At 52.3% G+C, this 20,525-nt stretch carries 17 protein-coding genes and 1 pseudogene; 6 read left to right on the top strand and 12 right to left on the bottom strand.

The annotated features are described in order from the left end of the window. The first annotated feature begins 14 nt into the window (after positions 1 to 14). Positions 15 to 1,143 (top strand): peptide chain release factor 2 gene (gene prfB / locus FE788_RS07105; protein ID WP_138379974.1). Its coding sequence is split into 2 segments (ribosomal slippage): positions 15 to 83 and positions 85 to 1,143, totalling 1,128 coding nucleotides; the frame shifts between segments, so codons are not numbered across the junction. Positions 1,144 to 1,262: 119 nt separating this feature from the next. Here prfB and FE788_RS07110 read toward each other — a convergent pair. The 6 genes from FE788_RS07110 to FE788_RS07135 are packed head-to-tail and all read right to left on the bottom strand — an operon-like array spanning position 1,263 to position 7,407. Continuing rightward, positions 1,263 to 1,679, bottom strand: a complete 417-nt coding sequence (locus FE788_RS07110; protein ID WP_168190313.1) for a bactofilin family protein — start codon at positions 1,677 to 1,679, stop codon at positions 1,263 to 1,265. 13 nt (positions 1,680 to 1,692) lie between these two features. Continuing rightward, positions 1,693 to 3,036 (bottom strand): peptidoglycan DD-metalloendopeptidase family protein, encoded by a 1,344-nt coding sequence (locus FE788_RS07115; RefSeq protein WP_342779558.1) that lies wholly within the window; start codon positions 3,034 to 3,036, stop codon positions 1,693 to 1,695. A gap of 54 nt (positions 3,037 to 3,090) precedes the next feature. Further along, positions 3,091 to 3,894, bottom strand: coding sequence for a ferritin-like domain-containing protein (locus FE788_RS07120; RefSeq protein ID WP_138379977.1), 804 nt, complete (start codon positions 3,892 to 3,894; stop codon positions 3,091 to 3,093). A 10-nt stretch (positions 3,895 to 3,904) separates the two neighbouring features. Beyond that, a complete protein-coding gene (bcp, locus tag FE788_RS07125) occupies positions 3,905 to 4,366 on the bottom strand; it encodes a thioredoxin-dependent thiol peroxidase (protein ID WP_138379978.1) in 462 nt (153 codons plus the stop codon). 39 nt (positions 4,367 to 4,405) lie between these two features. Then, positions 4,406 to 4,813, bottom strand: coding sequence for a hypothetical protein (locus tag FE788_RS07130; protein ID WP_168190314.1), 408 nt, complete (start codon positions 4,811 to 4,813; stop codon positions 4,406 to 4,408). After that, positions 4,732 to 7,407 carry a bifunctional [glutamine synthetase] adenylyltransferase/[glutamine synthetase]-adenylyl-L-tyrosine phosphorylase gene (locus FE788_RS07135; RefSeq protein WP_168190315.1) on the bottom strand — a complete coding sequence of 892 codons (2,676 nt, stop codon included), beginning with the start codon at positions 7,405 to 7,407 and terminating at the stop codon, positions 4,732 to 4,734. The genes FE788_RS07130 and FE788_RS07135 overlap by 82 nt, the downstream gene beginning before the upstream one ends. Positions 7,408 to 7,567: 160 nt before the next feature. On the opposite strand from FE788_RS07135, the gene FE788_RS07140 reads away from it, so the two are divergent. Beyond that, positions 7,568 to 10,762 (top strand): YhdP family protein, encoded by a 3,195-nt coding sequence (locus tag FE788_RS07140; RefSeq protein ID WP_138379981.1) that lies wholly within the window; start codon positions 7,568 to 7,570, stop codon positions 10,760 to 10,762. A gap of 90 nt (positions 10,763 to 10,852) precedes the next feature. On the opposite strand, the gene tyrS is transcribed toward FE788_RS07140, so the two are convergent. Further along, on the bottom strand, positions 10,853 to 12,124 hold the full coding sequence (gene tyrS / locus FE788_RS07145) for a tyrosine--tRNA ligase (protein ID WP_138379982.1): 1,272 nt from the start codon (positions 12,122 to 12,124) through the stop codon (positions 10,853 to 10,855). 88 nt (positions 12,125 to 12,212) lie between these two features. On the opposite strand from tyrS, the gene FE788_RS07150 reads away from it, so the two are divergent. Continuing rightward, entirely contained in the window at positions 12,213 to 13,394 is a 1,182-nt protein-coding gene (locus tag FE788_RS07150) for an anhydro-N-acetylmuramic acid kinase (RefSeq protein ID WP_138379983.1), read from the top strand. Positions 13,395 to 13,479: 85 nt separating this feature from the next. On the opposite strand, the gene FE788_RS07155 is transcribed toward FE788_RS07150, so the two are convergent. Then, positions 13,480 to 14,121 (bottom strand): alpha/beta hydrolase, encoded by a 642-nt coding sequence (locus FE788_RS07155; RefSeq protein WP_138379984.1) that lies wholly within the window; start codon positions 14,119 to 14,121, stop codon positions 13,480 to 13,482. Between the two features lie 204 nt (positions 14,122 to 14,325). Here FE788_RS07155 and cysE point away from each other — a divergent pair, with 204 nt between their 5' ends. The 3 genes and pseudogenes from cysE to FE788_RS07170 form a co-directional block, all read left to right on the top strand. After that, positions 14,326 to 15,090, top strand: coding sequence for a serine O-acetyltransferase (gene cysE / locus FE788_RS07160; protein ID WP_210413805.1), 765 nt, complete (start codon positions 14,326 to 14,328; stop codon positions 15,088 to 15,090). Positions 15,091 to 15,097: 7 nt separating this feature from the next. Then, positions 15,098 to 16,225 carry a cysteine desulfurase family protein gene (locus FE788_RS07165; protein WP_138379985.1) on the top strand — a complete coding sequence of 376 codons (1,128 nt, stop codon included), beginning with the start codon at positions 15,098 to 15,100 and terminating at the stop codon, positions 16,223 to 16,225. Next, positions 16,222 to 17,379: pseudogene (locus FE788_RS07170) on the top strand (cysteine desulfurase family protein); the annotation flags it as partial. The gene FE788_RS07165 and the pseudogene FE788_RS07170, both read left to right, overlap by 4 nt. Before the next feature lie 38 nt (positions 17,380 to 17,417). Here the strand turns inward: FE788_RS07170 and FE788_RS07175 are convergent. From FE788_RS07175 to FE788_RS07190, 4 genes are all read right to left on the bottom strand, one after another. Next, complete coding sequence (locus FE788_RS07175; protein WP_138379987.1) at positions 17,418 to 18,350, bottom strand: ketopantoate reductase family protein; 933 nt, start codon at positions 18,348 to 18,350, stop codon at positions 17,418 to 17,420. Continuing rightward, positions 18,351 to 19,142, bottom strand: a complete 792-nt coding sequence (locus FE788_RS07180; protein ID WP_210413807.1) for an alpha/beta fold hydrolase — start codon at positions 19,140 to 19,142, stop codon at positions 18,351 to 18,353. It abuts the gene before it with no gap. 190 nt (positions 19,143 to 19,332) lie between these two features. Further along, positions 19,333 to 19,680 (bottom strand): hypothetical protein, encoded by a 348-nt coding sequence (locus FE788_RS07185; RefSeq protein ID WP_138379988.1) that lies wholly within the window; start codon positions 19,678 to 19,680, stop codon positions 19,333 to 19,335. A gap of 191 nt (positions 19,681 to 19,871) precedes the next feature. After that, complete coding sequence (locus FE788_RS07190; protein ID WP_210413809.1) at positions 19,872 to 20,483, bottom strand: arylesterase; 612 nt, start codon at positions 20,481 to 20,483, stop codon at positions 19,872 to 19,874. Positions 20,484 to 20,525 lie beyond the last annotated feature (42 nt).

Consider the following 20,525-nt stretch of genomic DNA (forward strand, 5'->3'; position numbering starts at 1 on the left):
AAGAGTCGAAAAAAATGAAAGCCGAAACCCAACATCATGTTGACAAAATCAAGCAGTCTCTCGCACTGCTGAGGAGGCATCTTTGACTGGGATGTCGCCCTTGACAGACTGGAAGAGTTAAACGCGCTCGCCGAAGACCCCAATCTCTGGGACAATCCTGACAATGCCCAGAAACTGATGCAGGAACGCACAAAACTGGATCAGGCCATATCCCTATGCCGTGAGGTGGAACAGGAGCTCAATGATAATATTGAGCTTATTGAACTGGGCGAAATGGAAGGCGACGAAGAGGTGGTTGCCGAAGCCGAAAAAGCCATCGAAAAGCTGACGGAAAGGGCTGGGGAACTGGAATTCCAAACCCTGCTCAGCGGTGAGGCCGACAGCAATGATACCTATCTGGAAATCCATTCCGGCGCCGGCGGTACGGAAAGCCAGGACTGGGCCAGCATGTTGTTGCGCATGTATACCCGTTGGGCCGAACAGCATGGCTTCAAGGTGGAGGTGATCGAATATCACGCCGGCGAAGAGGCTGGAATCAAGTCGGCCACCTTGCTGATCAAAGGCGAAAATGCCTATGGCTGGCTGAAAACCGAAAGCGGCGTGCATCGGCTGGTGCGTATTTCACCGTATGATTCCAATGCCCGCCGCCATACCAGCTTTGCCAGCGTCTGGGTTTATCCCGTGGTGGATGATAATATTGACATTGAAATCAATGAAAGCGACCTGCGTATTGATACATACCGGGCTTCAGGCGCCGGCGGACAGCATGTGAACACCACAGACAGTGCGGTGCGTATCACCCATATCCCAACCAATATCGTGGTCCAGTGTCAAAACGATCGGTCCCAGCACAAAAACCGCGCTACGGCGATGGCTATGCTGAAAGCCCGTTTGTACGAAGCCGAGTTGCAACGGCGCGAAGAGGCCGCCAATGCGGAAAACGCCGCCAAAACCGAAATCGGCTGGGGGCATCAGCTGCGGTCTTACGTGTTGCAGCCTTACCAGATGGTCAAGGACTTGCGCACTGGCGTCGAGAGCGGGCAGCCCGACAAGGTATTGGATGGAGATCTTGACCCGTTCCTTACGGCCGCTCTTGCCGCCCGTGTGCATGGCACCACCAAAGAGGTCGAAGACATTGATTGAGGTGTGATTGCTGAGGCGCGAATTTCTGGTTACATATGGAAAAGTCAGAAATCAAAACAACAAAAAGCCCTCTCCTGCATTGGGGAGGGCTTTTTAATATCTCACTTTAAGTAATACGTTTAAGCGCTTTTCTGCTCAGCCGGTTTGCCTTCCAGAGGCTTGACTTTGGGATCTGTTGTTTTGGGGCTAACATTCCCGGCCTGCACCGGGTTTTCCTTATGGCTCAAATTGCCTTCGATAAACGCGCCGGCTTCCACGCTCAGGGTCTCATGCATAATATCGCCTTTGACCTTGGCGGTTTTTTCAAGGCGGATATTACGCCCTTTGATCTGGCCGGAGACCGCCCCTTTGATAATCACATTATTGGCAATGACGGACCCGTTCACGGCGCCATGCTCCCCGATAGTCAGGGAATCGCTTCTCACATCTCCTTCGACGGTACCATCAAGCTGTATTTCACCATGTGTGGTAATGTCGCCGGAAATGGTTACATCTGAACCGATGATAGAGGGAGCGGAATTGGGGGCTGGTTTCATATTTCTCACTTCGTTAACTTGTGGAACGTCTGTCGTAGTCTTGTCGTTGGATCTTGAGAACATCTTCTGCTGCCTTGAATAGCTTCAAAGGGTTGATAGCCTTGCCGTTAAACCAGATTTCATAGTGGAGATGCGGACTGGTGCTGCGTCCGGTGCTGCCCATCAGTCCGATTTCCTGATCCATGGAAACCTGCTGGCCACGTTTCACCTTTATCTTCGAAAGATGGCCATATCGTGACTTAAATCCGTTTCCGTGATCAATTTCGATAAAATTGCCATAGGCGCCGTTGCGCCCGGCCTTGGTCACCACGCCGGCGGCTGTGGCATAGATGGGGGTTTTCCACCATCCTGCCATATCCACGCCGTAATGGCGCGCCCAGGTCTTCTTGAATGGGTCCTTGCGCACGCCGAAACCGCTGGAAATATAATATTTACGTACTGGCTTGGTGACCGGCATGTTTTGGATTGCAGCTTCCAGATCAATAAGACGGTTGTAATGCGCTTGCAACCGGGCAAAGGGCTCATCCGGCAACATTTCCGCATCAATATGATCCGAAAATACGATCAGCGGGCCGCCCTGACCGGACAGGACGGGCGCCTCCGCCAGGAGGGAAGGGCGGTCCTTGATGACTTCGATGAGCCTATCGCTGGGCACCCCCGACTTTTCCAGCGTTTTATCAATATAATCAAGCTTGGCGGCGATTTTTCGAATCATGACTTCCGCAAAATTACGCTGCTGTTGCTCCAGGCGTTTCAGGTTAAAGCTCAGGTCACGCAGTTCTTCGTTGCGCGCGGCAAACTCAGCTTCCTGGTGCGGGGAGCCGAACTCAAAGGAAATTGTCTGTTCGGTATTTTCCTCGCCAGCAGGCAATTGGGGGTCATGCTCTTGCCCCTGTCCTTCCAATGTCTCCTGCATGGGCAGGATCCCCAGGGCTTTTTCCGTTTCCATCAGCTGCTGAAGATAAATTTGCCGTTGTTCAAGGTTGCGAGCCGTTTCCTCAATATCGGACTTGAGGGTATTAAACTGTTGTTCCATCAGTTCATACTGGCGCAGAGCTTCACGCACTTCTGCATCCTTGGCGGCAAGGATTTTGGATTCCATTGTGACAAAAACAGAGGCGAAAACAAGCCAGCAGGCCAGACCGAAAAGGCCGGCTGCGATCAAAAGCTGTGTGCGTTCAGAGAGGGTGACAAAACGAACGACGCCATTGGTCCTGAAATACATCTGGCGTTCAGGAAAATATCTGGCGCTTAACTCTCTCAGCTTTTTGGCAAACTCTCGAATGGTTTCTTCCTCTGTTTGCTGGCCCTGTTCATTTGCCCCGTATTTTGAGCCTAATCTTGTTAGAGTCCTTATTTTATACGCCGCATTTCATACCAAAAGGTAAAATAATGCAACGGTTTTTAAATATCAATTCCGCGAAAGCGGCAGATAAAATTCTTCCTGCAAACCGGCCGCATCACGCGCCGCCGTGTTAAACGGCGGTTTCAGGGCGCCTTTGAAATGGGTTTTGACCAGATGATGGTATTGTTTTTTGGGGCAAACACCGTCCTGCTCACAAAGATAAGTGAACCAGACCCATCCCGCCCTGACATGACTGACTTCTTCTTCATAAATGACTTTAAGGGCCGCTGCGCTCTTAGCATCGTTAAATCTCTCCAGACGTCGAATCATGGCCGGCGTCACATCCAGCCCCCGGGCCTCCAGGACCAGGGGCACAATCGCCAACCGCGCCATCAGATCATGGCGGGTATCATAGGCAGCCTGCCACAGCCCGTCATGAGCGGGCAGGGCACCGTAAAAAGCGCCAAGAGCCCGCAACCGTTCCTCAATCATCATAAAATGGCGGGCTTCATCATCGCCGATGCGCACCCAGTCATCCGTGAAGGGGCGCGGCATAACATGGGAAAACCGTGCCACCAGATCCCAAGCCAGATCAATGGCGTTAAGTTCGATGTGAGCCACGGCATGGAGCAGGGCAATCCGGTTCTCCAGACTGCCGCCTTTGCCTCGTTTGGGCATTTCTCTGGGAAGTCTCAGCTCCGGTTTGGGCGGGCGGGCAGGACGATCATCGGGAAACGCCCGGGGCCCAAAATCAAGCTTTCCCGTCTGCCACAGATTGGCCATATGGCGACTGACTTGCGCTTTTTGTGTGGCATCCGTCGTACGCAATACCCGGCACGCGGCCGCCCCGATATTTTCTGGATCAGTCATTGTTAAAAATTCAGAGCGCCTTCAGCGTGTCCAGAACCTCCTGGGCATGACCTTTCACCTTGACCTTACGCCAGATATTGCGAATGATCCCGTCCGCATCAATCAGAAACGTCGTGCGCTCAATGCCCATATATTCCCGGCCATAGAGTTTTTTCAGGACCCACACCCCGTAATCCTCACACAGGGTGCCCTGCTCATCAGACAGCAGTTTTACCTTCAGATCCTGTTTGGCGATAAAATTCTGATGACGTTTAATGCTGTCTTTGGAAACCCCAAGGATCACAGCATTTTGCGCCTCAAACTGATCTTTCAGGGCCGAAAAATCCTTGGCTTCGGTTGTACATCCCGGGGTGCTGTCTTTGGGGTAAAAATACAGCACCACATTCTTTCCGGCAAAATCCACCAAAGATACCGTTTGTCCCGTTTCGTCGGGGGCGGTGAAATCAGGGGCCTTCTGTCCAACTTCCAGCATCGCAACAGGTCCTCATCATTTAACTGTTTTTCATTACATTCATGTCACAGGATTGCCCAGCGGCGTCACCGGGTCCGGTGGTACCATTTCCGCCGCCGGTTTGCCAATCATTTCCTGATAAAGATTAAAAACAAAATCCTGGGCCTGGCGCAAGTTTTCTTCCAGTTCTTTCATGGATCCGCATCCCGTGCGTTTCAGCAAAAGCTGTTGCAGGGCACGGGGTTTATCTTCACTGCGCGACGCGCTGCCTACACATAGACGCAGCAGCATCTGTACCGTTTGTTGCAGCAATGTGATTTCTTTGAGCTTTTGCGCCGTCTCCGGCGCCATAAGACCAGCTGCTGACAGATTGTCCATGAAATCCACTAGATGTACGGCCAGAATATCCGGCTTGTCCGCCGCATGTTTGAGCAGAAGATACTGGCAAATAAACTCAATGTCGACCAAGCCCCCCGGGTATGTTTGATGGCCCAGATATTGTCCGTCCCAAATTCCTCGCGCAAGCGGTTGCGCATTTTTGCCACCTCGAACAGCAGATTATCCTGCTCACGGTTTTTATGAGACAGAATACGGGTAATGGCTTTGTCAATTTTGACCTTGAGATTCGCGGAGCCGGCGATGACCCGGGCCCGGCTCAAGGCCATATGTTCCCAGGTCCAGGCTTTGCTTTCCTGATATTCCTCAAAAGTTTCCAGGGTTACTGCGATAGGTCCCGCATTCCCCGAAGGGCGCAGACGCATGTCAATCTCATATAACGTGCCCTCCGCCGTCATGGCGGTGATAGCGTTGATAAAGTTCTGGCTGAATCGGGCATAATAATGATTAAGACTGAGTGATTTTTTCCCGTCCGAAAAAGCTCCCGGATCGGGGCAGTCATAAATAAACACCATGTCCAGATCGGATGTGGTGGTCAGTTCCCGCCCCCCCATTTTTCCCATCGCCAGTACAGCAAAAGAAGCATCTTTGATGACGCCGTGCTTGCGGGCGAATTCCTTGCTGGTTTCTTCCAGCATCCGGGCGATAACCACTTCTGCAATACGGGTGAGGGCTTCTCCGGCCTCAGTGACACCAATGGTATTGCGCAAAATCTGAACGCCAATCTGGAACTTCTGTTCATTTGCCCATTTACGGGCAATATCCAGCACATCTTGAAAGTCCCGCGCTGTGCCAAGCTGTTCGTCAAGACTGTTTTCCAGCGCATGACTGTCGGGCTGAGAATCAAAAAAATCAGCATTCAGCACCGCATCCAAAAGCAACGGGCGACGGGCCAGAAGTTCGGCCAGTGAAGGGGCCATCCCCATGATTTCCGCCAAAAGTTCCAATAACCAGGGATGCGCTTTGATAAAGGAGAACAGCTGCACGCCGGAGGGCAGTTTGGCCAGAAAATCATTAAACTTGCGCAAACTGCCGTCCGGATCCGCGCTATTGGCGAAGGCCTCCAGAATATTGGGAATTAACCGATGCAATATGGACCGGGCCCGGTCCGTACGGCACGCCCGATACCGACCAAGCAGCCAGTTTTGCATCATTTCATAGCAGCCCTTGACGTCCTGAAATCCATAGTTTTCGATTACCTGCAATGTATCAGGGTGATATTCGTCTGGGGGGAATGACAACAGATTATCGCCGGCCTCGTTCTCACTCTGACGGCTGTCTTTAAGAAGATCGACAAAAAGAGTATGCACTTGACGAAGATGCCCAAGGGTGACCTGCTCAAACTCGTTCAGTTCCTCAAATCCCATAAAACAGGCAATGCGCCTGATATCCGCCTCCCGTTCGGGGATCATATGGGTCTGGTCATCATTGATCATCTGCAGGCGGTGTTCCAATTGCCGGAAATAAACATAGGCCTGCTGCAGCACTTCATTGTCTTCCGCAGAAAGGTGTCCTGCTTCAACGAGCGCCTGAAGCGCCGGTCGGGTTGGCGCCACCCGAAGGGTTGGTTCCCGGCCTCCGGAAATAAGCTGGTGGATCTGAGCATAGAATTCGATCTCCCGAATACCGCCGGGGCCTAGTTTGATATCCTGTCCAGCCAGAAGAATATCTCCGTGTTTATGATGTTTGTGGATCAGTTTCTTAATCGCCTGAATATCCTCAATGGCAGCAAAATCCAGATGTTTCCGCCAGACAAAACCACGGATTCGTTGTAAAAAATCATACCCTGCCTGAAGATCGCCGGCAACGGGACGGGCCTTGATCATTGCCGCCCGTTCCCAGTTGAGGCCGACACTTTGGTAATAGGCTTCTGCTGCCGCCATGGAAATCGCCACCGGCGTGGCTCCGGGGTCAGGCCGCAGCCTGAGATCTGTGCGGAAAACATATCCGTCGGCGGTTCTTTCCTGCATGATCCGGACCAGAGACTGGGTCATTCTGATAAACAGGTCATTGGGGGTCTTGCGGCCGGTATAACGGATCACATCCTGATCAAACAGTACAATCAGATCAATATCGCTGGAATAATTGAGCTCCCGCCCGCCAAGTTTGCCCATACCTAGAATGGTAAAGCCACATTCCCTGACCAAATTTTCATCCGCCCGGGTTTCATCATCCAGATCTATGCCGTCAGGCGGGGCCAGGTCCCCTTTGAGCATGGCGGCCCGAACCAGGTGAGCGGTCGCCAGCGAAAGGGCCTGTTCGGCAAAAGTGCTCAGGGTTTCTGTAACTTTCTCCAGTGGCCACAGGCCGGCCAGATCGGCATAGGCCGTCACCAAAGCCACCTGTGCTTTGGCGAGGCGCAGATTTTTCATTAGGACGGAAAGTTCCGTCACCCCGGGCAAAGGATCCAGAAATTCTGCCTTAATGGCGTCCAGAGTTTTTTCAGGGGGGGTTAAAAACAGATTGAGCGCAAAATCCGGCATCCGCAATATCAGTGAAGACAAATAGGGGCTGTTGCCGAATATGGCTTTCAGAAGAGAGATTTTTTCTTCGCTGTTGAATATAGCGGCACAATCCGTTAATCCCCGGTCAAGGCAAATCTGTTTATAGTCCGAGAGTTTGGTCTCGGCGGCCTGTGGGTCATAGGGAAGTGGAAAGCCTGGCATGGTGGATATCATGGTGAAGTGGTTATCTTGAAAAATAAATCTGTTGCCCCAGGGAGGGGCATGGGGTCAATATTAACGATAAAAACGTCCGGATAAAAAGAGAAATATTTTGCGACATCCGTCAACGACTCTGAAAATTTTGTCTTTGTTGTTCGCTCTCATGGCCGTTTTACTGCTGGTTTTTGTCTGGCGGATCAGCCTTGGACCCGTGGCTTTTGACTGGGCGGGGCCCTATCTGAAAAAAGCGCTGGCCAGCAGCAGCACCGACCTGGAATATGATTTTCGGGATGTCGTTCTGACCTGGCGTCCGGCGTCCGATAAATATTATGATACAGCCGGACTGGAAATCCGTTTTCTGGACTTGTCCCTTAAAGATACCACAAACGGCCTGGCGCTGAATATTCCCCAAGCCGGTATCCAGTTCAGCGCTTTAGGCTTGTTGCGGGGTGTTTTGGCGCCGGTATCGGCTGAATTTTCCAGCCTGAGTTTCGAGATGATACTGCCCCGGGAGATATGGAACAACCAGGATGCGGAACCTTTTGAGCGTCGACTTCAAAAAATTCTGAATGATTTCCAAAACAGCCCCCGATTGTTGCCACGCCTTACACGGGAGCTGCTTTCTTCTCCTGACCCAGCAAAACCGGCGGGTTACTTGAAAGAAGTGATCTTCCGGGATACCCACATCGCCATTCTGGATGAACGTTCCGGTAACAGCTGGGAAATTCCCAATGCCGTGCTTGACATGAGGCGGGCCGAAGATGGCCTTGTGGCCATTCTTGAAGGTGATCTGCTGCGCGCGGAAGCGCGAGACTTGACAGCCGATGATCTAATGACCCTGCATCTTTCCCTCGCTCACAGCAACAGACGTCAAGACGGCATTATCCAGCTGCGATTTTCCGGCTTCAACCCCTCCAGGTTTTCTGCGGGCATAGAAGGGTTACGGGAACTTCACGCGCAGAATGTGCCCCTGAATGGCATAATTGATGTGGAAATCACGCGGGACCTCAATTTGGGGAGTGTGGTTTTTGAACTGGAAAGCGGGGAGGGGACCATCAACCCGGGCAGGCTTTATGATACCCCGGTTGCCCTGAATCAGGCAATTATCAGCGGCCATTATGCGGGGGCAGAACAGACACTGTTTATAGACCAGTTCAGACTGGATCTGGATCAGATTCATCTGAAAGGCGACGGCCTGCTGTATGGCACAATGGACCGGCCCGGTATTATTCTTGATACAACCGTAGAACATATGCCTTTTACCCGATTAAAAACTTACTGGCCCGAGGGGCTCGCAGAGGGGGCGCGAAGCTGGATCAAACGGAATATTGATGCGGGGATCGTGACTCAAGGTGCCGTTGAAATTGATATCCGGCCGGAAATGTGGGATCAGGAAAGGCTGCCTGAAACGATATTTTCCTTTAATTTCGATTTTGAGGGTATCGACGCGCATTATCTCAGACCCATGCCGTTTTTGAAGACTGTGTCCGGCCGGGCGGAACTCACATTGTCTCGTTTTAATCTTATCGCCGATCAGGGATATATTGACGACGTTCTGGTTCATGACGCCCGGCTTCTTTTCAGTGATATTGACCAGAAGGGGGCGGCCCAGGCTCATATGACCATTCCCCTATCCGGGCGACTGGAATCGATTCTCAGGATTATTGATCATGATCCGTTAGGCTATCCCGGAAAATACGGCATCGAAGAAGGTAGCATCACCGGCCAGGCGGAGGCGCTATTACGCCTTGATTTCCCACTGATCCGGGACCTTGCCCTAAAAGATGTGGATTTTGATGTCAAAGCGACAGTGAATGCCTTGTCCATTCCTCAACTTTCCGACAGCCTGTCCATCACTGATGGTGAGATTGACCTGTTTGTCAACGGTGACGAACTTGAGGCCACAGGAGATATTCTTCTTAACGGCGTAAAGTTTACCGCACTCTGGCGGGAAACCTTCAAGAGCAGTGCCAGTGAGGCCCCCACCTTCTACCAGATCACCGGCGAGCTGAACGGATCAGACTGGGACGCTTTTCATCTGCCTTTCGAAGCTTTTGTCGAGGGTCCCGCCGAAATACAATTAAAATTGTCCGGTCGGGGAGCCAAACTGACCGCCGGTGAGGGCGAAATCAATCTGACAAGACCCCGAACCGTCTTTCCACCCCTAGGTTGGATCAAGGAAAAAGACACGCCCGCCACAGCCTCTTTCCGATTGGATTTCGGCGAACGGGAAATGTTGCGCATCAAGGACATCTCTTTAACCTCCAACAGCTTGCGCGCGACGGCGGAAATGCTGTTGGTAGAAGATCAGACCGTGCATTTTGCCATACCGAAACTTGTGATGGTGGATACCAACCTTTCTTTCGAGATGATGTGGAACGCAGAAAAACAAAACTATCTGGCTACCCTGGAAGCGCCACAGTTTGATGCCACTGCGCTGATTGACATGATGGTTTCCTCCGGTCCCTCTTCGGAGACACTTTCTTTGCCGGATTTTGACCTGACAGGTGTCTTCGGCAAGGTTAAGGCCAAGAATGGTGTTGTTCTGGATCGGGCCGATCTGAAGGTTCGCTACGCTGGAAATGATTTTCGCGATGTGAAATTCCACGCCAAATGGGCTGGCGCAGCACAGTCAGAAGAAGAAAAATATGTTGAGGTTACACTGATTCCCGGGCCGGAAGACCGGATATTGAATGTGACAAGCAATGATGCCGGAGAAGCCCTGCGCGGATTTGGCATTTTTAAGCTGGGGGCCGGCGGCAAAATGGAACTCAAAGCAGACTTCATACGCCATGACGATGGCATTTCCATTGGCGGGAAAACCAGGGTGAAAGACTTCAAGGTGGTTGATTCTCCCGGCTTTGCCCAGCTCCTGACCGAAGAAAAGTTCGCCAAGGCTCGCGAGGAACTTAAAAAAGAGGGTCTGAAATTCGACGATTTTGAAATGGAGTTCCGTCAATATAATGGCATTCTGGAAATCAGTAACGGCACCGCAAAGGGCAATATGCTGGGCATGACCTTGTCCGGCAGTGTGGACCAGACCTATAATGAGGTGAGTCTGAGCGGAACCATCGTGCCGGCCTATGGCATCAATTCGCTACTGAGTAACATTCCACTGGTGGGGGCGATCCTCACCGGAGGTAAGGATCAGGGCGTCTTCGCTGCCACTTACCGTATGTCGGGCACCATGGATAATGTAACCATAGACGTTAACCCTCTGGCCGCCCTGGCTCCCGGTATTTTGCGAAATATCTTCAAAGTCTTTGAAGGTGGCAAGAAAAAAACCCTACGGGAGGAGGCCGAGGAATTGCAGGACATCTCCCCCGATGTGAATAAGGGGGAAATAGAAGGACCATGATAATAAAACCCTCCCGACGGTCGGGAGGGTTTCTGTTTAGACTGGATTTCCGCCGGTATGGAAATGACGAAGAGCAGGAAAAAACGGAACCTATTCGGGAACCACCAGAATATGACGTTTTTTCCCGGCCGACAGTTTGATTGACCCTTGCGGATTCAGGTGCCCCAGTGTGATCAACAGTTCCGCATCTTCAACCCTTTCATCATTCAGACGTGCCCCGCCGCCCTGGACCAGGCGCCGTGTTTCGCCTTTGGATTTCGCAAGACCGGCCAACACGAACAGCTCGCTGAACGGCACGCCTTCCTCAAGCCGAGTTCGCTCAATGCCCACCTTTGGAAGATCCGCCGCCAGCGACTTCTCTTCAAAGGCCTTGCGCGCCGTTTCCGCTGCCAGGCGGGCGGCATCGGGACCGTGACACAGGGTGGTCGCTTCATTGGCCAGAATTTTTTTGGCGTCGTTGATTTCAGCGCCTTCAAGCCGTTCCAGCCGTTCAATTTCCTCCAGCGGCAGCTCCGTGAACAACCGCAGAAAACGTCCCACATCGGCATCATCCGCATTACGCCAGAACTGCCAGTATTCATAGGGAGACAACATATCGTCATTGAGCCACACGGCCCCCCCCAGGGTTTTTCCCATTTTCTGGCCATTGGCCAGGGTCACCAGCGGTGTGGTGAGGCCGTATACTTCCGCCCGGTCCACACGGCGGGTCAACTCAACGCCATTAACGATGTTCCCCCACTGATCGGATCCGCCCATCTGCAACAGACACCCGTATTTCCGGTACAGCTCCAGAAAATCATAGGCCTGCAATATCATGTAGTTGAATTCCAGAAAGGTCATGGGGTTTTCCCGCTCGAGGCGCAGTCTGACGCTCTCGAAACTGAGCATGCGGTTGATTGTGAAATGAACTCCCATGTCCCGCAAAAACTCGATATAATTCAGTTTATCCAACCAGTCCGCATTATTGATCATAATGGCGTCGGTCGGGCCATCGCCAAACGTGATGTATTTTTCAAACACCTTGCGGATACCGTCCATATTCTCCTGAATCTGTTCATCGGTGAGCATGGCGCGGGATTCATCCCGGCCGGTGGGGTCCCCGATCCGGGTGGTGCCGCCGCCCAGGAGAACTATGGGTTTGTGTCCTGATTTTTGCAGATGACGCAACATCATGATCTGAACCAAAGAGCCCACATGCAGGCTTCTGGCCGTGCAGTCAAAACCGATATAAGCGGGCACGATTCCTTCAAGAAGCTTTGCATCCAATCCTTCAGGATCCGTACATTGGTGAATATAGCCCCGTTCCTTCATGATGTTCAGAAAGGAGGACCGGGGGGTAAAATTATCCAAATTCTCGCTCATGATCGTTTACTGCCATATCCAGTTTAGAGTTTCGCTTACGCTGGGCTTCATGTAGCATAAGTCAGTTGAGAAAATAAACGGAAACTTTATGGACCAGAAAGAGATAATACGGGGCAGGCCGGATCAGGCCGGAAGCACAGAAATAAATCCCGATAAAATTCTGGCGGCTGGGCTGATGAGCGGCACATCGCTGGATGGCATTGATGCTGCCCTGGTGCTAACCGATGGATATGACGTCGAGCCTTATGGCAAGCCGGTTCATGTCCCGTATGATCAGGATTTCCAAAATCTGATCCGTGAAGGAATTGGCCGGGCAGCCCTTTACGGAGAACCCGTCAAAGACGATATGACCATTAACAAGCTCGAGGTTGTTCTGACCGACCATCATCAGACGGCACTTCAAAAATTAATGGTTGAAAACAAGCTGTCCTGGAAAAAGCTGGATGTGATTGGGTTTCATGGGCAAACATTGTTGCATAAACCCGAAGCCGGCTGGACCTGGCAGATCGGTAAAGGGGAGCAACTGGCCAACCGGTTACAGATTCCCGTGGTTAATGACTTTAGAAGCCGGGATATGTCGCTGGGCGGGCAGGGGGCGCCGCTGGCACCGATCTATCATTTGGCGCTGGCCTGTCGCCGGAAACAGCGTGACAAGTCCCTGGCGCTGCTCAATATCGGCGGTGTAACCAATCTTACCTGGATTCCGCCGGACCGGAGACCTGAAGAGCTTCTGGCTTTTGACACAGGACCGGGCAATGCGCTGCTCAATGACTGGATCCACAAACACACCGGCAACAGCTTTGACCAGGACGGCGCCATTTCCGTTACCGGCAAAGTGGATCAGGCCCTGCTTGAAAGCTGGATGGCGCATGACTATTTCACGGCACCTCCCCCCAAATCCCTGGATCGCAATATGTTTGAAGTTCCAGGCCTTGACGGCCTATCCGTGGAAGACGGCGCGGCCACCTTATGCGCCTTCACGGTGGAAACGGTAAAAGCCGCAGAAGGTTTATGTCCTTCGATTCCCGAAAACTGGTATGTGTGTGGCGGCGGCCGGCATAATCCCGTAATTATGGATATGCTGCGCAAAAGGCTGCTGGGGACGGTTCATTTGATTGAGGAATTGGGCGCACAGGGTGACTTTATCGAAGCAGAAGCCTTTGCTTATATGGCGGTGCGCAAGCTGAAGGACCTGCCCATTTCTTTCCCGGGAACAACCGGCGTTGCCGAACCGTCCCCGGGAGGGGTTATTCATTATCCCGCCTGTTAGAGTGAATTGTGAATAGGTTGACCCATTCACTCTAGGCTGTTTGGTGCACAGAGGGGTATGTCATCGTCTTTCTTCAAAAGACGGCTTAATAGCCCAAGCGTTTTGTCAGATAGGCATCAATTTTCTGAACAAGCGGGGCGTGATGGTTTTCATAAAAATGATCCGCGCCTTCCACTTTTTCATAATCAATAGTGATGCCTTTCTGGGTTTGCAGCTTGTCCACCAGTTTCTGCACGGCAACTTCCGAAACCACCCTGTCAGCGGTCCCCTGAATGATCAGACCGGAAGAGGGGCAGGGGGCCAGGAAACTGAAATCATAAAGATTGGCTGGCGGAGAGACCGATAAAAAGCCTTCGATTTCCGGACGCCGCATCAAGAGCTGCATAGCGATCCAGGCCCCGAAAGAAAATCCAGCGATCCAGCAACTTGAGGCATCACGGTTAAAGGATTGCAACCAGTCGAGCGCCGCCGCCGCGTCACTCAACTCTCCGACCCCATTATCAAATTCACCCTGGCTCCGGCCCACACCGCGAAAGTTAAACCGCAAGACTGCAAAGCCTCGCCGGGCAAAGGAATGATACTGATAATAGGAAATCTTGTTGTTCATATTTCCGCCAAACTGCGGATCAGAATGCAATATCAGCGCAATGGGGGCATTGTCCCCTTTACCGGGGTGATACTTGCCCTCGAGCCGGCCATCCGGACCGTTAAATATTACATCAGGCATAATTGGATTGTTTTCCTCACAGGTTTAAACAATTAACTTCAAAGAATATACAATCATTTGGGGCCTCTACAAGACCTTGACGCCATTACTTGCCAGACCTATATGATATGAATTAGCATATTCACTTAACCTGACAGGCAAGCCCCGGTGATTCCGTGTTTTTTATAGCACAAAAGCAGGCAAAAAGGGCAAGCTGAGATTTGGATGATGACCATGTTTGACAACCTGCGCCATGATATCAGCGTCGCAATGGAACGTGATCCTGCGGCAAGATCCAAAGTTGAAGCCCTGTTTGCCTATCCCGGCATTCACGCACTTGCCTTCTATCGGCTGGCACACTGGTTCTGGGAAAAAGGTTTTCATACATTGGGGCGTATCCTTTCTCATCTAGGGCGTTTGTTTACTGGCATCGAAATTCATCCCGGCGCCAAAATCGGCAAAGGCGTCTTCATTGATCATGGCATGGGGGTTGTCATTGGGGAGACCGCCGAAGTGGGCGATAATGTCACACTCTATCAGGGCGTGACCCTTGGAGGAACATCCCTGGAAAAAGGCAAACGTCACCCGACCCTAGAAGAAGGGGTTATTGTGGGGGCAGGGGCCAAGGTTCTGGGACCGATCACCATTGGCAAGGGCGCGCGTGTGGGGTCAAACGCTGTTGTTATCAAACCCGTGCCGGAATCCGCCACCGTCGTTGGCATTCCCGCCAAAGTCGTCCAACCCCCGCGTGAAAGAAAAGTGGAAGATTTCTGCGCCTATGGGCTGCCCACGGATGATATTCCCGACCCCATAGCCCGTTCCTTGGATGGTATCTTTGACATGGTGTGTGGCCTCCGGTCCCGACTTGAGGAACTGGAAAAGGAAGTGGCCGACCTGGAAGCGGAAAATATCTTGCTCACCGCACGCTTAGACGGCAAAAGCTCGAAACAATCCGGTAAAAAAATTAAAACATCTTCTACCAAAGACTGACAGGATCATGACGTCCAGACGGGTTTATCTCGACTATAACGCCACGGCGCCGGTCTATCCCGAAGTTATTGAAGAGGTCGCAAAAGTCCTTGCCGAGGGGGGGAATGCCTCTTCAGTTCATGCTGCGGGGCGGGCGGCCAAGGCGAGACTCGAAAAATCCCGACAGATCATTGCCGATATGCTGAATTGCCGGCCACAGATGATCACCTTTACCAGCGGCGGCACCGAAGCCAATAATATTGCGCTTAAAGCCTCTGGCGCAAAACGGCTGATTATTTCCGCAGCAGAGCATGATTCCGTTCTTGAAGTGGCCAGGACATTTGCAGGAGAAGTGGAAATCCTGCCCTTGGATCACAAGGGATATGTGCGTCGCGACATCCTGCAACAACTGTTGGACAAAAGCGAGGCCCCCACAGTGGTCAGCATCATGCTGGCTAATAATGAAACCGGTGTTCTTCAGGACATTGCCGCACTGGCCGAAATGGTTCATGACCATGGGGCGCTGTTTCATACGGACGCCATTCAGGCATTGGGTAAGGTGCCTGTGGATTTTCGCGCGCTGGGTGTGGATATGATGTCCCTGTCGGCCCATAAGGTTGGTGGCCCCCAAGGGGTTGGTGCCCTGATTGCCTGGGAAAAACTCGACATCCTTCCATTGATTCAGGGCGGCGGGCAGGAAGTCGGACGGCGCTCCGGCACAGAAAATATTGCCGGCATTGCCGGTTTTGCCAAAGCCGTCAGTCTGGTGCCCCGATCCCTGCAAAAAGCTGCTGAAATCAGAGAATGGCGTGACGAAATGGAGCAAATACTGCTTAGCCATGCTCCGGATGCAAAAATTTTTGGCGCGGAGTCTGAACGGCTGCCCACAGTCTCTTCCATTCTGATGCCCGGTGTGAACAGCGAAACCCAGGTGATGGCCTTTGACCTGGACGGTCTCTGTGTTAGTGCAGGCTCGGCCTGTTCCTCAGGCAAGGTCAAATCATCCCATGTGATCACCGCGATGGGCGGCACACCGGAAGAAGCCGCCTCTACTCTGCGCCTCAGTCTCGGCTGGGCCACCACCCGCGAGGACATCGAGCGTTTCGTCAAAAGCTGGTGTCGCCTTTATGACCGGAAGATAAAAAAAGCCTCATGAGCAATACACCGAAGCTGCCGATTTATCTGGATTATCAGGCAACAACACCGCTGGACAGGCGGGTGCTGGACAGCATGCTGCCGTATCTCACCGATAAATTCGGCAATCCGCACAGCATCAATCACAGTTTTGGATGGGAAGCGGAGGCCGGTGTGGAAAAGGCACGGATTGACCTTGCCCGCCTGATTGGTGCAGAAAGCGACTCCCTGATTTTTACCTCAGGCGCGACTGAGTCCAACAACCTCGCCATCAAAGGGGCTGCGTATGCCGGGTATCCGCAGCGGACCCATGTCATCACGGTCGCAACCGAACATAAATGTGTGCTGGAAAGCTGCCGGGCGCTGGAACAGGGCGGATTCGATGTCACCTATCTGCCGGTTGATAAGGACGGTCTTGTGGATCTTGACCACCTTAGGGACAGTATCACCGATAAAACCTCCCTGGTGTCTGTTATGGCCGTAAATAACGAGATCGGTGTCGTTCAGGACATTGCCCATATCGGGGCGCTTTGTCGTGAAAAAGGGGTTCTTTTTCATACAGACGCCGCACAGGCTGTCGGCAAAATTCCCCTCGACGTGAACCGCATGCATATTGACCTGCTTAGCATTTCCGGCCATAAATTTTATGGTCCCAAAGGCATCGGGGCACTTTATATCCGCCAGGAACCGGAAGTTCCCCTGCTGCCCTTACTCAATGGGGGAGGGCAGGAAAAAGGATTGCGTTCCGGGACTCTCTCCCCGGCATTATGTGCGGGTCTCGGGCACGCTGCGGCGTTGGCTGAAAGGGAAATGGAACAGGACATGCAGCATGCCGACAAATTGTCCAGAAAACTGAAGAACAGGCTATTCCAGGCGCTGGAGGGAGTGAAGCTGAACGGCCATGAAACCCAACGCTGGCCGGGCAATCTCAGCCTGACATTTGACGGTGTGAAAAGCGATGTACTGATCGCCGAACTCCGGGACATTGCGGTCTCAAGTGGATCGGCCTGTTCTACGGTCAAGGTTGGCCCGTCTCATGTGCTTCAGGCCCTGGGCCTGAACAAAAAGCAGCTGGAATCAACCCTGCGTATTGGCATCGGGCGCATGACTACAGAGGCGGAAATAGACTATGCCGCCACTGTTTTGATTGATAAGGTTCGTCATACCCGTTCCCTGCTTTAGAGTGAATTGTGAATAGGTTGGATCAATTCACTTTAGCCCCTGTCCGGGGTACCGTCGGCATAAGGTTTGAGGCATATATAACATAGAGAATGTAATGGGGTAGGGATACTGTATTTCCGTCCCAACCGATGCAGGGTGCCCTGAATCCATTCTAGTTCCAATCGCTGTCCCCGTGCCTTGGCGACCGCCTGTGACGCCATGAGATTCTGGCCCTTAAGCCCGTCGATCCGTGCCATGATCATGTCCACAAGACCATCGGACAGGGTCACGCCGTCCGCCCGGGCAACCGCCACTACCTCTTGCAGCGCCTGACGGAACAAAGGCCGGCTGTCCGGATCTCTGCACAGCGCCCCGGCATCCCGTCCGGTCAAGGCCCCCAGTCCGGCATTGGCCGCAAGCAGCACAAATTTTTCCCAAAGCATCACACGCATATCCGGATGACGGTCCCCCGTAAGTCCTGCGGCGGCAACCATATCTGCCACCGGTTTGTAGTTTTCCTCAGGGAAATCTTCAGGCCCGGCATACATGAGCATATTTGCCCCGCCGTTATGGCGGATGACCCCAGGTTCCGCAATGCTGGCGGACACATAAATGGATCCGGCCAATGTCCGGCCCGGTCCTATGATACGGGAAATCATCTCCACACTTTCCACCCCGTTCTGCAGGGTGAGCAGGAAGGTTTTGTCCTGCATCAGAGGCAGGCAAGCCGCTGCGGCCTGTTCCGTATCGAACAATTTCACACTGAAAATAATCATATCCACGGGACCGATTGTGGCCGGATCGTCGCTGGCTGTGACCGGAGCAACGTGGATATCACCTTCCTCTGACAACAACGCCAGTCCGTTTTCACGCAGGGCTTTCAGATGTGCTCCCCGGGCAATAAAAGCAACGTCATAGCCGGCCTTTGAAAGTTTCGCACCAAGGAATCCCCCCATGCCGCCAGCCCCCATAATAGCAATGCGCATTTATGCCTCCTTTAGAAAAGCAAGAACCATTTTCATAAATTCCTCTGGTTTGTCCGCATGCAGCCAATGCCCGGCCCCGGCAATGGTTTTAATCTGCGAGCGGGGGAAAAGGCGATAAATTTCCGCAAGGTGTTCATCCCGGATATAATCCGATTTTTCGCCACGCAAAAACAGGGTTTCCCCCCGGAAAGAGCCCCCGGCAGGAGCGGCCGCAATATGGTCATAACCTTTTTCCAACGCCTCCAGATTACACCGCCAGGCAAAACCGCCATCCTTCGTGCGCACCAGATTGGTCAAAAGGAAAAGCCTGATTCCCGCTTCCGGCACATAAGGTTGAAGCGCCTCTTCGGCATCACCACGGGATGTGAGACGATCAAGGTCAATGGCATTCAGGCCTTCAAAGATCCGGGTATGATGGGGCGGGTAGGGGACCGGTGCGATATCGCCAACAATGAGTTTTCCGAGACGCTCTGGATGAGACAGCGCCAGTTGCATGGCAACTTTCCCGCCCAAAGAATGTCCCAGAATATGGGCCCGTTCCAGTCCCACCCGGTCCATAAGCTCGACAACATCGCCACTCATGGCTGAATAGGAAGTATCCTCATGATGGGGAGAGGCCCCATGATTCCTCAGGTCCAGGCAAAAAACACTGTACGTTTCAGAAAATTTCCGGGCGAAGGACCTGAAATTACTGGCAGACCCGAACAGGCCGTGAAGGATAATCAGGGGAAACCCTTCCCCAAAACGGTCATAGGCTAATTCCATCAACTGCTCCGCTTTTTCCAGCTGCACCGGCGAGGATCCCTTTCCGAGCGAGAAAATTTTACCGGGGAACAAGGTGCAAGTCGATGACATATTTGAATATTTCAAAAACCTTCTTTGAATATTCCAAAAACCTTCTGGGCTTCCCGCATATAAATGGAGCAGACCCTTGGGAAAGGTCTGCTCCACAGAGACAGATAAGAGGGGTAGTAGGGGTTAATTACTTTTTCGTCGTAATTTCACCTGTCTCTGTATCTACATAAAGCCTGCCGACGATCATGCGGTTCAGGGATTGGATATCGACTTTCCACTTGTCGCGAAATTCTGATCCCTCCAACATGCGGGCTTTGTTCACATCCCCTGGACGCAGGTTTCTTTTACCTTTGTCTTTCAGAAACTCCTTAACCAGTTTTTTGGCCTCACTTTTGCTAACGCCATCACTTACTTCAACGTCGGCCTGATGCACATTCTTACCCAAACTGCCCGCTGAAGCCTGCATGGCTCCTACGCCGGCAACGGCGATCACCATGCCCAGCGCGATCATTGTTCCCTTTACAAAATTCTGCATTTTCATGTCTCCTCAGGTCTGTGTGGTACTGTGTGGTAAATATGTGGCTTAACCCCTTCTACCCCGAAAGGGCTCGCCCGAGGAATATCTATGCGATAAGAGGAAGGGCTTTTGCGGTGAAAAATATTATGCTGCGATAAATGGTTTTTCTGCTGCGACGAATGGTCATCTGCCCGGAAAAAGCCAGAGACTCACCGAAGATTCTTCAACACATAAGGCAGGATATTTTCCACGATAACCGCCACTCCTTGGCGGTTCGGATGCATGCCGTCTTCCTGATTGAGCTGCGGTTTGCCCGCCACACCTTCCAGAAAGAACGGATAAAAGGCAACGTCATATTCCGCCGCCAGTTCCGGATAAATGCGGTTATAGTCACCGGCAAAGTCGGGTCCCATATTGGGCGGCGCCAGCATGCCTGCAAACAAAACGGGAATCTGGCGGCTTTTGAGAATCTCCAACATGCGGGACAAATTTTGACGTGTAATCCGGGGATCAATGCCCCTGAGCGCGTCATTGGCGCCAAATTCCAAAATAACAAGGTCCGGTTTTTCCGCGCCAAAACTGTCCAGAACCCAGGAAAGCCGCGCCAGTCCTCCAGAGGAGGTATCCCCGGAAACACCGGCATTGCTGACTTTCACCTCCATCCCTTTTTCTGCAAGTTTTTTTTCAAGCTGATCGGGAAATCCTTCTCCAGGCGGCAGACCATATCCGGCCGTCAGGCTATCCCCCAGGGCAAGAACCAAATGTTTTTCCGCCCGGGCCATCCCCGGCACACTAATGAGAATAATCGCAGCAAGTGTCACACCCGTCGCAATATACTTGATGATTTTTGATCGGCTTATATA

It is taken from the genome of Luteithermobacter gelatinilyticus (assembly GCF_005849285.1).
Taxonomy (GTDB): Bacteria; Pseudomonadota; Alphaproteobacteria; order Sphingomonadales; family Emcibacteraceae; genus Luteithermobacter; species Luteithermobacter gelatinilyticus.

Excerpts from the sequence above, each read along its gene's own strand:
- cysE (WP_210413805.1), top strand. The coding sequence starts at position 14,326 with ATGATGACCATGTTTGACAACCTGCGCCATGATATCAGCGTCGCAATG.
- FE788_RS07120 (WP_138379977.1), bottom strand. The coding sequence starts at position 3,894 with ATGACTGATCCAGAAAATATCGGGGCGGCCGCGTGCCGGGTATTGCGT.
- FE788_RS07165 (WP_138379985.1), top strand. The coding sequence starts at position 15,098 with ATGACGTCCAGACGGGTTTATCTCGACTATAACGCCACGGCGCCGGTC.
- FE788_RS07150 (WP_138379983.1), top strand. The coding sequence starts at position 12,213 with ATGGACCAGAAAGAGATAATACGGGGCAGGCCGGATCAGGCCGGAAGC.
- FE788_RS07155 (WP_138379984.1), bottom strand. The coding sequence starts at position 14,121 with ATGCCTGATGTAATATTTAACGGTCCGGATGGCCGGCTCGAGGGCAAG.
- FE788_RS07140 (WP_138379981.1), top strand. The coding sequence starts at position 7,568 with ATGGCCGTTTTACTGCTGGTTTTTGTCTGGCGGATCAGCCTTGGACCC.
- FE788_RS07135 (WP_168190315.1), bottom strand. The coding sequence starts at position 7,407 with ATGCCAGGCTTTCCACTTCCCTATGACCCACAGGCCGCCGAGACCAAA.
- tyrS (WP_138379982.1), bottom strand. The coding sequence starts at position 12,124 with ATGAGCGAGAATTTGGATAATTTTACCCCCCGGTCCTCCTTTCTGAAC.
- FE788_RS07110 (WP_168190313.1), bottom strand. The coding sequence starts at position 1,679 with ATGAAACCAGCCCCCAATTCCGCTCCCTCTATCATCGGTTCAGATGTA.
- FE788_RS07175 (WP_138379987.1), bottom strand. The coding sequence starts at position 18,350 with ATGCGCATTGCTATTATGGGGGCTGGCGGCATGGGGGGATTCCTTGGT.
- bcp (WP_138379978.1), bottom strand. The coding sequence starts at position 4,366 with ATGCTGGAAGTTGGACAGAAGGCCCCTGATTTCACCGCCCCCGACGAA.
- FE788_RS07185 (WP_138379988.1), bottom strand. The coding sequence starts at position 19,680 with ATGCAGAATTTTGTAAAGGGAACAATGATCGCGCTGGGCATGGTGATC.